This window comes from Mesorhizobium sp. M2A.F.Ca.ET.046.03.2.1 (assembly GCF_003952425.1).
GTDB lineage: Bacteria > Pseudomonadota > Alphaproteobacteria > Rhizobiales > Rhizobiaceae > Mesorhizobium.
The window spans coordinates 2983778-2997519 of record NZ_CP034449.1 but is presented as its reverse complement, the minus strand read 5'-3'; the positions used below and the strand labels follow the sequence as shown (position 1 = coordinate 2997519).

The 13742-nt window shown below is 62.7% G+C and carries 9 protein-coding genes and 1 pseudogene; 7 read left to right on the top strand and 3 right to left on the bottom strand.

Annotation, left to right across the window (positions count from 1 at the left end):
* Window positions 1–15: 15 nt before the first annotated feature.
* From EJ072_RS14290 to EJ072_RS14275, 3 genes are all read left to right on the top strand, one after another.
* Entirely contained in the window at window positions 16–642 is a 627-nt protein-coding gene (locus EJ072_RS14290; RefSeq protein ID WP_126080256.1) for a CDGSH iron-sulfur domain-containing protein, read from the top strand.
* Window positions 643–973: 331 nt separating this feature from the next.
* Window positions 974–2995 (top strand): hydantoinase/oxoprolinase family protein, encoded by a 2022-nt coding sequence (locus tag EJ072_RS14280; protein WP_126080255.1) that lies wholly within the window; start codon window positions 974–976, stop codon window positions 2993–2995.
* A 266-nt stretch (window positions 2996–3261) separates the two neighbouring features.
* On the top strand, window positions 3262–5442 hold the full coding sequence (locus EJ072_RS14275; protein WP_126080254.1) for a malate synthase G: 2181 nt from the start codon (window positions 3262–3264) through the stop codon (window positions 5440–5442).
* Between the two features lie 29 nt (window positions 5443–5471).
* Here EJ072_RS14275 and EJ072_RS14270 read toward each other — a convergent pair whose 3' ends face one another.
* Complete coding sequence (locus tag EJ072_RS14270; protein WP_126080253.1) at window positions 5472–5987, bottom strand: GNAT family N-acetyltransferase; 516 nt, start codon at window positions 5985–5987, stop codon at window positions 5472–5474.
* 165 nt (window positions 5988–6152) lie between these two features.
* On the opposite strand from EJ072_RS14270, the gene EJ072_RS14265 reads away from it, so the two are divergent.
* Window positions 6153–6743 (top strand): DUF308 domain-containing protein, encoded by a 591-nt coding sequence (locus EJ072_RS14265; RefSeq protein WP_126080252.1) that lies wholly within the window; start codon window positions 6153–6155, stop codon window positions 6741–6743.
* A gap of 131 nt (window positions 6744–6874) precedes the next feature.
* Window positions 6875–7462: a TetR/AcrR family transcriptional regulator gene (locus EJ072_RS14260; RefSeq protein ID WP_126080251.1), complete on the top strand. Its 588-nt coding sequence runs from the start codon at window positions 6875–6877 to the stop codon at window positions 7460–7462.
* A gap of 52 nt (window positions 7463–7514) precedes the next feature.
* Here EJ072_RS14260 and EJ072_RS14255 read toward each other — a convergent pair.
* A pseudogene (locus EJ072_RS14255) lies at window positions 7515–8948 on the bottom strand (YifB family Mg chelatase-like AAA ATPase); the annotation flags it as partial.
* A gap of 198 nt (window positions 8949–9146) precedes the next feature.
* Between EJ072_RS14255 and EJ072_RS14250 the strand changes: the two are divergent.
* On the top strand, window positions 9147–10100 hold the full coding sequence (locus EJ072_RS14250) for a hypothetical protein (RefSeq protein WP_126080250.1): 954 nt from the start codon (window positions 9147–9149) through the stop codon (window positions 10098–10100).
* Window positions 10101–10491: 391 nt separating this feature from the next.
* A complete protein-coding gene (locus EJ072_RS14245; RefSeq protein WP_126080249.1) occupies window positions 10492–11817 on the top strand; it encodes an ATP-binding protein in 1326 nt (441 codons plus the stop codon).
* Between the two features lie 154 nt (window positions 11818–11971).
* Here EJ072_RS14245 and EJ072_RS14240 read toward each other — a convergent pair whose 3' ends face one another.
* Entirely contained in the window at window positions 11972–13693 is a 1722-nt protein-coding gene (locus EJ072_RS14240) for a DUF262 domain-containing protein (RefSeq protein WP_126080248.1), read from the bottom strand.
* Window positions 13694–13742: the final 49 nt, after the last annotated feature.

The following is a 13742-nucleotide window of genomic DNA, read 5'->3' as shown; positions in this document are numbered from 1 at the left end:
GGAGACCCCACCCAAATGGCAGGCACGGTCGAAGGCGAGAAGATCGACGTTTCCTTCAGCGGCAAGCGCTGCATCCATTCGCGCAATTGCGTGCTCGGCAACCCGCATGTCTTCGTGCCCAACGCGCCGGGCGAGTGGATCCATCCCGATGCCGCGAGCGTAGAACGGGTGGTGGCGCTGGCGGAGAACTGCCCGTCGGGCGCCGTCACCTACAAGCGCAAGGATGGCGGGCCGCAGGAGAAGCCGCCTGTGGTCAACACGGTGCGCGTGCGCGAAAACGGCCCGCTGGCGGTGCATGCCGAGATCGTGCTGGGTGACCAGACGTTCTTGCGCGGCACGCTCTGCCGCTGCGGCGCCTCGCAGAACAAGCCCTTCTGCGACAACAGCCACATCAAGGCCGGCTTCACCGCCACCGGCGAGCCGCCGCTGAAGGAAGCGCAGGTGCTGGACGCGCGGGACGGCCCGCTGACCGTAACCCCGACCAGCAACGGACCGCTGAAGGTCGAAGGCAATGCCGAGCTCGTCACCGGCACGGGGCATACGATCGCCCGCACGACCAAGGTGTTCCTCTGCCGCTGCGGGCATTCGGCGAACAAACCGTTCTGTGATGGATCGCACAAAAGAGTGGGGTTTGTCGGGTAGATAGTTGCGAAGGCCGGCTCGAGGCCCCCCTCTCTGCCCTGCCGGGCATCTCCCCCTCAAGGGGGGAGATTGGCAGTTCAAGCGCCTCGCTCCTTTCTACAACGTTGGCGATTGGCGAAAGCCGGCGTGACATCCGATCTCCCCCTTGAGGGGGAGATGGCCGGCAGGCCAGAGAGGGGGGCCTCGCGCCGATGTCTCAAAGCTTGGGTCCCTCTCCCCACTTTGTCGGGCGAGGAACTTGCGCCCCTTGGCCCATCCCTCCAACCTTTATCCGGCAGCCCGTATCGGCTAAGGGCTTCGCGAAGCCCTCGACCCCGGACTGCCCGCAAAAATGACTGCCAAGCCTCACCCCCTCTTCCTCGGCATCGACACCGGCGGCACCTACACCGATGCGGTGCTGTGGTCGGAGGAGGGCGGACCCAAGGGCAAGGTCCTGGCCAAGGCGAAATCGCTGACCACGCGTCACGATCTCGCCGTCGGCATTTCCGGCGCGGTCGACGCGGTGCTTCAGCAATCCGCCACCGATCCGGCCGCGATAAAACTCGTCTCGATGTCCACGACACTTGCCACCAACGCGCTGGTCGAGGGCCAGGGCGGGCGCGTGGCGCTCGTCATGATCGGCTTTTCCGAGGCCGACCTTGCCCGCGACGGGTTGAAGACGGCGCTGGGCACCGACCCGGTGGTGTTCTGCCCCGGCGGACACGACGTGCACGGCAATGCCGCCAAGCTCGACCTTTCCGGCCTCGAGGCGGCGTTGCCGGAATTGGGCGGCTCGGTTTCGGGCTTCGCCGTCTGCGCCTATTTCGCCACCCGCAATCCGGCGCATGAGCTGGCGGCCCGCGACCTGATCCGCGAGAAGACCGGCTTTCCGGTCACAGCAAGCCATGAATTGTCGGCCAAGCTCGGCGGCCCGCGCCGCGCGCTTACCACGCTGCTCAACGCCCGCCTGATCTCGATGATCGACCGGCTGGTCGCGGCGACCGAAGGGTTTCTGGCCAAGCGCGGCATCGCGGCACCCCTGATGGTGGTGCGCGGCGACGGCGCGCTGGTCTCGGCCGCCTTTGCCCGCCAGCGGCCTATCGAGACGATCCTCTCGGGCCCGGCTGCCTCTCTTGTCGGCGCCCGCCACATGACCGGGCTGGACGACGCCATGGTCTCGGATATCGGCGGCACCACCACGGACGTCGCCGTGCTCGACGGCGGCCGCCCGCGCCTCGATCCGGAAGGCGCCACCGTCGGCGGCTTCCGCACCATGGTCGAAGCGGTCGCCATGCGCACCTTCGGCCTTGGCGGCGACTCGGAGGTCACGCTGGAAGACGGCGCGCTCGATCCGAAAATCCTGCTCGGGCCGCGCCGCCTGGTGCCGCTGGCGCTGGCCGGCATGGCGCATGGCGAGGCAGTCACCGCCGAGCTGGAACGGCAGCTGCGGGCGCCGAACCCCGGCCGCATGGACGGGCGGTTTGCCCTGCGCACCGGTGTGCCGGACCGACTCGCCGCCGGCCTCACCGCGCCGGAAGCGAAGCTCTACGAGGCGATCGGCACTGTCCCGCTGGCGCTTGATCGGCTGCTCTCGTCGAACGCGCAGAACGCCACGCTGAACCGGTTGGTCGCGCGCGGGCTGGTGCATATCTGCGGCTTCACGCCGTCCGACGCCGCGCATGTGCTGGGCAAGCAGTCGAACTGGGACGCCGCCACTGCCCGCCTGGGCGCCGAGCTGTTTTCGCGCCGCCGCGACGGCCGCGGCCAGGCGATCGCGGCGACACCCGAAGCCCTGGCCGAGCGCGTGCTGACGACGCTCACCCGCTGGTCGGCCGAATACATCCTCGAAACCGCCTTCGCCGAGGACGGGCTGGATGGCGCGGCCACCGTCGCGCATGCGCTGGTGCAGCGCGCGGTCGATGGCCATCCCGGCATCGCCCGCTTCACCGTCGCGCTCGACCGTCCGGTCATCGGGCTGGGCGCCTCGGCGCCGCTGCATTACGCCGGCTTGGCCGTGCTGGTCGGAAATGGCTGCATCGTGCCGGAGGACACCGACGTCGCCAACGCGCTTGGCGCCGTGGTCGGCCAGGTGCGCGTCTCGGCCGAGGCCCGTGTCAGCCAGCCCAAGGAAGGCCTGTTCCGCCTCGCCTCCGGCCAGACGGTGCGCGACTTCACCGAAGCGGCGAAGGCGATCGCGGCGGCCGAGGCCGATGTGCGCGCGCTCGCCGCCGAGCGCGCCAAGAACGCCGGCACCGACAGCGCCGAGATCGACGTCGCCACCGAGTTCAAGGTCTCGACCATCGAGGGCCAGCGCATGTTCATCGAGGCGCATGTGGTGGCCGTGGCGTCGGGAAGGCCTCGGATCGCGGTGTGAGTGCGCCTTCCTTCTCCCCGTAGAACGGGGAGAAGGTGCCCGAAGGGCGGATGAGGGGCAGCGCCGGCGAGTGTTGCTGTTCTCCTCGACTTCAATCGGCGGATCAACGCATGCTAATTGTCAACGCCGGCGCCGCCCCTCATCCGGCTGCCGCCACCTTCTCCCCGTAGAACGGGGAGAAGGAAGCCTTCACCCTAAGCCGAATTGACCCCGCAACCCCAAACATGCCAAAGGCCCCGGCAAGCTACCTATCTGGAGACGTGCTGATGACCGACCGCATCGAGATCGCCGGGTTGCGGATTGCCCGGGAGCTCCATGACTTCATGGCCGAGGAAGCCGCGCCGGGCACCGGCATCGATCCGGAAAAATTCTGGGAAGGCTTTTCCGCCATCGTCCACGATCTCGCGCCGAAGAACCGGACGCTGCTCGCCAAACGCGACGCCATGCAGGAGAAACTCGACGGCTGGTACCGCGAAAACGGCGCCCCGATCGACATGGAGGCTTACAAGGCCTTCCTGAAGGAGATCGGCTATCTGGTGCCGGAAGGCGCGGCGTTCAGCGTTTCGACGGAGCATGTCGACCCCGAGATCGCCGTCGTCGCCGGGCCTCAGCTCGTCGTGCCGGTGATGAACGCGCGCTATGCGCTCAACGCCGCCAATGCGCGCTGGGGCTCGCTCTATGACGCGCTCTACGGCACCGACGCCATTCCCGAGACCGGCGGCGCCGAGAAGGGCAAGGGTTTCAATCCCGCGCGTGGCGCGAAAGTCATTACTTGGGCTAAGGATTTCCTCGACCAGTCCGTGCCGCTGACCACCGGCAAATGGGCCGGCGTCAACGGGCTGTCGGTGGCGAATGGCGCGCTGAAAGCGGGTGAGGGCGCCGGCGCCACCACGCTCGCCGACCCAAAGCAGTTTGCCGGCTATCGCGGCGATGCCGAAAATCCGGAAGCCGTGCTTCTGGTCAAGAACGGCCTGCACATCGAAATCGTGATCGACCATGCCAACCAGATCGGCAAGACCGATCCGGCCGGCATTGCCGACGTCGTCCTGGAATCGGCTCTCACGACTATCCAGGATTGCGAGGATTCGGTCGCGGCCGTCGATGCCGAGGACAAGGTTGTGGTCTACCGCAACTGGCTCGGCCTCATGAAGGGCGACCTCGCCGAAGAGATCACCAAGGGCGGCAAGAGCTTTGTCCGCAAGCTCAATCCCGACCGCCGCTATACGGCGCCCAATGGCGGCCAGCTGCTTTTGCCTGGACGCTCGCTGATGCTGGTGCGCAATGTCGGCCACCTGATGACCAATCCGGCGATCACCGACCGCGATGGAAACGAGGTGCCGGAAGGCATCATGGACGCCGCCATCACCGCGCTGATCGCGCTGCACGATGTCGGCGAGAACGGCCGCCGCGCCAACTCCCGCGCCGGCTCGATGTATGTGGTGAAGCCCAAGATGCACGGGCCGGAAGAGGTTGCCTTCGCGGTGGAAATCTTCGACCGTGTCGAGGCGCTGCTCGGCATGCCGAAGAACACCATCAAGATGGGCATCATGGACGAGGAGCGGCGCACCACCGTCAACCTCAAGGAAGCGATCCGCGCGGCCAAGGAGCGCGTGGTGTTCATCAACACCGGCTTCCTCGACCGCACCGGCGACGAGATCCACACCTCGATGGAAGCCGGCCCGATGATCCGCAAGGGCGACATGAAGCAGGCCGCCTGGATCTCCGCCTACGAGGCCTGGAACGTCGACACGGGGCTCGAATGCGGGCTTGCCGGCCACGCCCAGATTGGCAAGGGCATGTGGGCGATGCCGGACCTGATGGCGGCAATGCTGGTTGAGAAGATCGCGCATCCCAAGGCCGGCGCCAACACCGCCTGGGTGCCCTCGCCGACGGCCGCGACGCTGCATGCCACGCATTATCACAAGGTCGATGTGCACGCCGTGCAGGCGGCGCTGAAGAGCCGGCCGAAGGCGAAGCTCGACGACATATTGTCGGTGCCGGTAGCAAGGCGGCCGAACTGGACGCCGGACGAGATCCAGCGCGAGCTCGACAACAATGCGCAGGGCATCCTGGGCTACGTCGTGCGTTGGATCGACCAGGGCGTCGGCTGCTCGAAAGTGCCCGATATCAACGATGTCGGCCTGATGGAGGATCGCGCGACGCTGCGCATCTCCTCGCAGCACATCGCCAACTGGCTGCGCCACAAGGTCTGCTCGGAAATCCAGGTCAGGGACTCGCTGCAGCGCATGGCGGCGATCGTCGACCGCCAGAATGTCGGCGACCCGCTCTACCGCCCGATGGCGCCCGACTTCGACAATTCCATCGCCTTCCAGGCCGCCTGCGACCTGGTGTTCAAAGGGACGAGCCAGCCCAACGGCTATACCGAGCCGGTACTGCATGCGCGGCGGCTGGAGCTGAAGGCGCGGGACAGGCAGGGCTCCGCCTGAGTCTGCCGGCTGGTCGACGGCTGCGGCCCTTACGCGCCTTTGCTTGGCCGCGACAGGAACACGTCCGTGTGCCTGACATGCGCCGGTGTGTCGCGAAACGGCGCGCAGGGCCTGAAGCCGAATGCCTCATACACGGCGATGGCGCTTTCCATGTAGAAGATCGTCTGGATCAGCACCGTGCGGGCGGGGCCTTTGTCGATCTCCGTCAGGACCGCGCCCATCAGCGCGCGGCCTATGCCTTGCCCCCGGAAAGCGGCGTCGACGAAGAACCTGTGAAGTTCAACCGTGCTTTCGCCGAACGGATCGAAGGCTAGGCAGCCCGCCGGCAGGCCTCCGGATCTGGCGATGAACGCCATCGCATCCGGCGCGCCGAACTGCGCGGCCAGCTGCGGGCCGCTTGTTTCGGGATGGAACGGAGCCCTCACATCCGCGGCCGAGACGCCATGCGGCGCCGAAGCGTCGACGTCCCATTGCGCGAGCTTGCGGCAGAGCCCCGCCAGTGTCTCGAAATCTTCGGCGCTGCGCGCCGGCAGAACTGAAATCATCCCTCGCCCCCGCGCGGATCGGCTCCAACATACCACGCGCAATTTCCGGACGCGATTGCGCGTTCAAAGAGTTGTGAACGCCCAGGCGGCCACCTCGCAAACGCTTGACGGATGCGTATCTACCTTCTAGTAGGTAGGAAATCAAATCGAAGGAAAGTTAACATCATGTCTGCACAAACGAGCGGTCAAGGCCGCGCCAACTCCTCAAACGGTTGGCTCAAAAGCTATTACTATCTGCGCTTTGCCGTATCGGCAGCCTGGGTCCTGGCAGCCTTCACCGTCGCGAAGATGGTGCCGCCGCTGGCCGCCGTCATGCTGATCGCCTACCCGCTGTGGGACGCGCTTGCGAACTACCTCGACGCGCAGCGCAGCGGCGGTCTCGGCCGCAACAGGTCGCAGCTGCTCAACTTCGTCGTCAGCATCGTCACCGCGATTGCGGTTGCCATCGCGCTTGGCCACAGCATGAACGCGGTGCTCGCGGTCTATGGCGTCTGGGCCGTTTTCTCCGGTGCGTTTCAGCTTCTGACGGCGGTTCGTCGCTGGAAGACCAACGGCGCCCAGTGGGCGATGATCCTGAGCGGCGCCCAGTCGGCGTTGGCCGGTCTCTTCTTCATCAAGATGGCGGGCGGCGCGGAGGCCATCGGCATCGCCAATGTCGCGCCCTATGCCGCTTTCGGCGCCTTCTATTTCCTGGTGTCCGCCGTCTGGCTTTCGGTGAGCGACCTGCTTCGCAGGTCGCCGCAGGCCGCGCGTTGAGATTTCTGCCGCCGGAGATTAGAGCAATTCCAGGAAAAGTGTGCGCGGTTTTCCGGCAGGAATTGCGTCAAAACAAGGAGATAGAGCGTTTCGCCGTTTCCGTGAAACGGTGAAACGCTCTAGGCATGCTTATGGACAGGCCCTCGAATACAGCCGACGACATCCTGGCCGCCGCGCGACGCTTCATCGTCGCCGGCGGCTATAACGGCTTCAGCTACGCCGATATCGCCGAGGTGGTCGGCATCCGCAAGGCGAGCATCCATCATCATTTCCCAAGCAAGGTCGACCTCGTGCAGACCCTGGTCAGGCGCTACCTCGAGGATGCCGTGACGGGCATGACGGAACTTGAGCGCAATGTGCCTGAGCCGCCCGAGCTGCTGCGAACCTATGCCGGCTTCTGGGCCCAGTGCATCGAGGACGCGAGCAGGCCGTTTTGCGTCTGCGCGTTGCTGGCGAGCGAGCTTCCGGTTCTGCCGCCCGAAGTTGCCGCCGAAGTGCGAGCCTATTTCCGGTTTCTCTCGGGCTGGCTGACGGGTGTTATCGAGCGCGGCGCCGAGCAAGGCACATTGACGATCGCCGCCGCGCCGCGCGTCGAGGCCGAGGCCTTCATGGCGACCGTGCACGGGGCGATGCTTTCCGCCCGTGCCTATGGCGATGTCCTGACGTTCGGCATGATCCTGGCGCCGACGCTGCAGAAGCTGATCCCCGAGGCCGATTGAAGAGGAACTCAGGAGCGAAGAAACCGACTCGGCCTCCTTGCGAGTTCCTTGACTACGCCGCCTGCGCCATCCGCTCGGCGCTCATGCGATAGGAAATCGCCTCGGCGAGATGGATGCGGCCGACGGTCTCGCTGGCGTCAAGGTCGGCCAGCGTGCGCGCCACCTTGAGCACGCGATGATAGGCCCGCGCGGAAAAGCCGAGCTTCTCGCTGGCGTCCTTGAGCAGCGTCAGTCCGGCGGCATCGGGCTTGGCGATCTCCTCGATGATCGAAGGCGGGCAATGCGCGTTGGTGGTGGCGCCGGCGCCCAGCCTTTCCAGCCGCTCGCGCTGCATGGCTCGCGCACGCGCCACGCGCTGCGCCACCGCAGCGCTTGTCTCGGCCTTGTCGGGCCGGATCAGGTCGCTCGCCGACACCGCCGGCACTTCGATCCGAAGGTCGATGCGGTCGAGCAGCGGGCCAGAAATGCGTGCCTGGTATTCGGTGCGGCAGCGGTCGCCGCGCAGGCAGCGATAGCCGGGCTCGCCCGACATGCCGCAGCGGCACGGATTCATCGCCGCCACCAGCTGGATGCGCGCCGGATAGGTGACGCGGTGGTTGGCGCGCGCGATCATGCAGTCGCCGGTCTCCAGCGGCTGGCGCAGCGCATCCAGCGTCTGCGGTGTGAACTCCGGCAGCTCGTCAAGGAACAGCACGCCGTGATGGGCGAGCGACACCTCGCCTGGCCGCGCGCGCAGTCCGCCGCCGACCATCGCGGCCATCGAGGCGGAGTGATGCGGCGCGCGGAACGGCCGCCGGTCGGTCAGCTTGCCCTCGCCGAGCTCGCCGGCGACCGACGCGATCATCGAAACTTCGAGCAGTTCCTTCGGCGCCAGCGGCGGCAGGATCGAGGGCAGCCTTTGCGCCAGCATCGACTTGCCAGAGCCCGGCGGCCCGACCATCAAGAGGTTGTGCCCGCCCGCGGCAGCCACTTCGACCGCCCGTTTGGCGCTCTCCTGGCCCTTGATGTCGGCGAGGTCCGGCAGGTCGCGCGCCGCAAGCTGGATGCCGGCTTCGGGCCGCGACAGCACCTGCGTGCCGCGAAAATGGTTGGCGACCGCGATCAGGCTGCGCGGCGCCAATATATCGAAATCCTTGCCTGCCCAGGCCGCTTCCGGTCCGCAGGCGAAGGGGCAGATCAGGCCCTTGCCTTCGGCATTGGCGCCGATCGCCGCCGGCAGCGCCCCGGCTACGCCGGCGATGGTGCCGTCGAGCGACAATTCGCCCAGCACCACATAGCCGGTGAGCATGTCGCCAGGGATAGCGCCGAGCGCCGCCATCAGCCCGAGCGCGATCGGCAGGTCGTAATGGCTACCTTCCTTGGGCAGGTCCGCCGGCGCGAGGTTCACCGTCACCTTCTTCGACGGCATCGACAGGCCGGATGCATGCAGCGCTGCCTGCACGCGCTCGCGGCTCTCGGCCACCGCCTTGTCCGGCAGGCCGACGATCTGAATAATTGGGCGGATTAATTTGCACCTTATCGTTGTTGCGACAGCGCGGATCGGCTGGTGAGATCGTCTTGCTGGAGAGCTGTCGACGGCGATGCTTTCGCGTGCAACCATCACAGGTATCACCTGCGATTCGGGGCCTCCGTCGCAGATGCTGACGAGCGGTCAAGCCCGTAAGTTTGTGCTACCGAGGTTCTGATGGATTGCGCGGACGATAAAACCAACGAGGCTCCTGAGGGTAACGGCGATAGGAGCGAGGACCTTGCTCAGCCAACCTTGAACCCGAAATTCACTGTCAATATACGAGGCTGGGATAGCGACAACGCGGAGGAGGCGTCTGAATTTGCGCGCCAGATAGGAGCCACTACTCTCGATCTGTCGCGGCATTTGGACCTTAGCAGGCTCGAGTCAGTGGTCGTTGCGACCGATTACCATGAAGCTGTGAGCAGCTTTGACGCAACGGATCAGCTGTCTGCGCAGCCTACGTCCAATGAATATGGCCAGGGAGCGGCGATGGCTCGTCATATCATCAGGGATGACGAGTTTTGGAGTGTAGTTATCATTTGGACCCCATTGGTTCGTCAGATGGCCAACGTTGGACAAGAGGGTCACAAGTCCGCACTGCACATTTTCGTCCACGAACTGGTGCATGTAGACGATCTCAGGTTCTTTTCGAGGACCTATCCGGGCGGTTGGCGAGCTGCAAAGCCTCGCGACGGCCGGGATAGCCAACTTCAGGGCATAGTAAATCCGTGCCAATCTGAGTACTCGGCTCAGCGACGCTCTGCATGGGCCGATCCGGAACATGGCTTCGAACTTCTCGAAATGCTTGGCAAAGCACTCAAGGATGTGGACAGTCAGATTCGCAATGCGCGTTTTGAGTACCGGTTCCACGGCAACATGGAAGTTCTTTGGCCGATCGTATCTGCACGATTGACCTTTCTATTCCAATGCCTGGGCTACGGCCTGGGACACGCAGACTGGGCTATCGGTGAGAAGGCTGAAAACCCGGGTCTGGCCGTTAAGTACGAGGAAGTCCTAAGCGACCTAGCGAAGCTTCCATCGGGTTGGCTACTCAAGGCCTGCCGCGAGGCAGTTCAACCTTTTTACACAATGAAAGAGTGGACAGGATTAGAAGTCTACGACCCCTAATCGAGGTCGTCGAGAAGCTCCTCAATCAGTATGGGATGTATACCAGTCCGCAAGATGGCGGTATATTTGTCTCAATGCCGTACACAGGTTTCCATGATCTGTAGGCCGGCGCGCATATCGAAGAACATGTGCACGAAATGGGGCCGCACGCGGATGTCTGCTTTGGGGCGCATACGGCACAACCGCGTCGTTTCTATGGGCTTGTCGAAGCCAACGGAGGGCCAACAGGCGATTAAGGACGGCAAGGGATGCGATTGGACCGGCTGCGCGGCGACGCCGAAATGGGCTGGTTGCTTACGGGCCGAAGGCCGAAACATTAGGAATTCGCCGTTTAACACTGGTCACCACTTCCGTTTTCAAAAAGCCGCGGGAGTTTTCTTAGGGGATTTGGATGGCTGAATCTGACCTAGTTAACTTGCTTCTGTTGCCGAACGAGACGCTCTCCAACGAATACAAGAACTGGCTGGACCTCACCACCAACGAAGGCAAGGCGACGCTGGCCAAGGCAGCGATTGCCTTAGCCAACCATGGCGGCGGCACGATTGTTTTGGGAATGGTTGCTCCCGCCGGCTCACCACTACAATCCGTTCCTCTACCGGCCGGGATCAAGCGTTATGATGCCGACCTGATCAACGCTGCCGTCAACCGCTACGCTGATCCGAAGATCCATTGCGACATCCAATTCAAACTGCATCCCCACACGGGTGTTGAACATGCATTCGTTAGCGTACCGGGCTTGTCGGCCGTTCCAATAATGTCTGTCCGAGACCAGGGCACTACAATTTATAAACATCGATGCTATATCCGAAAGCCCGGCCCTCAGAGCGAAGAGCCGCACACCTCGGAGGAGTGGCGAGCGCTTCTCAATCGCTGTGTCCTCGCCGGCCGTGAAAACCTGCTCGACAGCATTCGGAACATCATTCAGGGGATACCGGCGCCTGCCGCAGCGAAGGTCGAACTTGTAAATCGGCTGCTAGAGTTCGCAAAGGAATCCCAGGACCGCTGGGCGGAGCTAAAGCGCTCATTGCCGAAGGATGACCCTGCTCACATCCCCTTAGGTCGCTATGAATACACGTTCGAGATCAGGGATGTCCCCCCGGCACCATCTCTGAAAGTATTGAAGGACCGAATGGATGCCGCCTCCGCAATCAAGCACACTGGATGGGGGCCATTTGTGTGGTTTGATCGCAAGCCAATCGGCCCGGTTCCGGTAAACGGCGTTATCGAGGCGTGGGTCGGTCATCCGGATGAGAAAGGCCGGGATGGGCGGCATTCTGATTTCTGGCGCGCTCATCCTGATGGCAGATTGTTTCTTCTCAGATCTCTTGATGAGGATTTTATGCAGCGCACAACCCCTGGGCGCGCTTTTGATCTAACGATGCCTATCTGGCGGCTAGGTGAAGCCCTGCTGTACGTCGCGCGTTTCGCCACGCAGTACGCCGAAAATCCGACCATCTTGGCGCGGTGCGGCTACTACGGGCTGCAAGGCCGTGTACTTGGCACATATGCCGGGTCGCGAGCTCCGATCAATCATCGTGAGAGCCATACCGACGGGATCGCGCTCGATTTCATGGCCACTGCACTCCAAATCAACGATAATCTCACAGAGGTGCTACACCCTATCCTGCTGCCCCTTTATGAGGCCTTCGGTCTATACACCTTGCCCGTGGATATGGTCGCGCAAGAAGTTGCCCGTCTGCGCGCCGGCAACTTCTAGGCATCAATAAGTTCCCCAACAAGGGGCAATCTGGGCTCACTTTCGTGGGATTTTTCCCCGAAGGGCAGCGATCGTCTTGTGGGGCCTCTCGTAGGCGCCATCGCTGGACGGTCATTCCGCGGCTTTTTCCCGCTGCTTTCGTGACTGCGTTTGCTCACTCTGCGCTGACGAGTTCGTTGTCTGTGCTTTCGGCTACCCCCGATCCAACCACAGCCGGAATGACTGGCCCAGGCCAAAGCGAAATTGCCGTCGTGAACATGGCCTCCGCCCGCCTCAAGATCGCGCCTTCATCCCACCGATCTTGCTGAAGAACGAAACGGTTGAGTTCAATATGGGTGTTTGCGAGCTTTGCCTTCTTCTCCCGGAACGGCAGATTGCCCAGTTCGGTGTTGTAGCCGGTTAGCGACAAATTGCCGAAAGTGTCCTTCAGTCGCGCGTGCACTGAGTCCGCGTCTGGACCAATTTCGTTCTCCCACTCTGCGGTCATGCTCTGCGGCATGAGATGCTCAATCGTCGCATTGCTTAGATCGACACGCTCCTTATGCCCAAACGCTTCCTCAAGGCGTAGCAATACGTAGCGGGTATATCCGCGCCCATACTGTGCGAACTTTTTGAAGTTCTCACCGAATTCAGCATCGTTCGGGAAGCGTCGTCCACCTGCACCTGCGGACATCGATGTATGCAGCCAATCGACGTGGTTCTCTTGCGGAAATTGACGCGCCCACTGTAAAAAGAGCTTGTTCAGCGCATTGGTGGGGACGACAGAGACAGCCCTGCGCAGGACGAACGATTCTATGAGAGCAAGGCATCTTTCGAGATCATCAATGCTGATCTTGTCGGAATGTCGCGCCTCGAAAAGCCGAAGAAGTAGAGGATAAGAGGTTCCCACGTCCAGGGTTTTCAGGCTTGTGAGACGCTTCCGGATAGATGGCGTCTGTTCCAAGGACGGATTCAGTATACTCGCGTAGATGACAGAGAAGTTAGTCATCCGGATCAATTCGGCCTCAACCTCGGCCGGTGAGGACATCCCTTTGAGCAGGCCCCTCGTCGCCACGTAAATACCGCGCTGATAGACGTTATCCCCGCCCTTCATCGCATAGTGACGGAGGAATTCAGTAATGTTGTCCCCGAGACGCTGCTCCATCGGGGCCCAATATCTCGTGTAGATTCGTTCTTGTTCGCCGCCGGCCGACATCGAATGGCGGAACCGCATCAGGATGTAATTCCTGACCAAGTCGGCTTGGGTGAGTGGCTCACCCTTGAAGTTGAGGCTCTCAAAGATGAGGTACGGATCGTCATCGTCGCCCAGGTTGATCATGACCACCTGCAACGCCCGTTCGACCGTCGTCAGAATTTTAGCGCAATCGATCGGGTCGCCATTCGGATCGATGCCTCGAAGCAGTTGGTTCTTGAAGTAAGCGTACGCCTCCGCCATGAGACTTTGATCGTTATGGACGGTGCGATCCAGGATCATCGCCCGATAGCGATCACGGTCGATTTGAGTCGGCACGAACTTCAACGTGTCTTCGGGATCGCGGAACCGGTTCGTAAGGTAAACCTCCTGAATTCGATCGGAGGAGTTTTTGTCGAGCGTGTCGCGAAGAGCGGCGAGGAGAATTGAAATTGTCGTGAGGCGTTGTTGCCCGTCGATGATCAGATATTTGCTAACGCCGACGGGTACGCTGCGTGCGGGAACCGATACGATGGTGCCCATGAAGTGAGCGGACTTATCGTCGGAATCATATTGGACCAACACGTCATCCCATAGGGTCTTCCAGTTCGGCAAACGCCACGAGTACGGCCGTTGGAATAGCGGAATGAGGTTTTGCTTCTCGCCGTTAAAATACTGAATAACCTGAGCAGGTGAAGCTTCCACGATTTCCCCCAAGTTCGCGCCTGGACGAGATCTAGCAGAGATTAAGCTT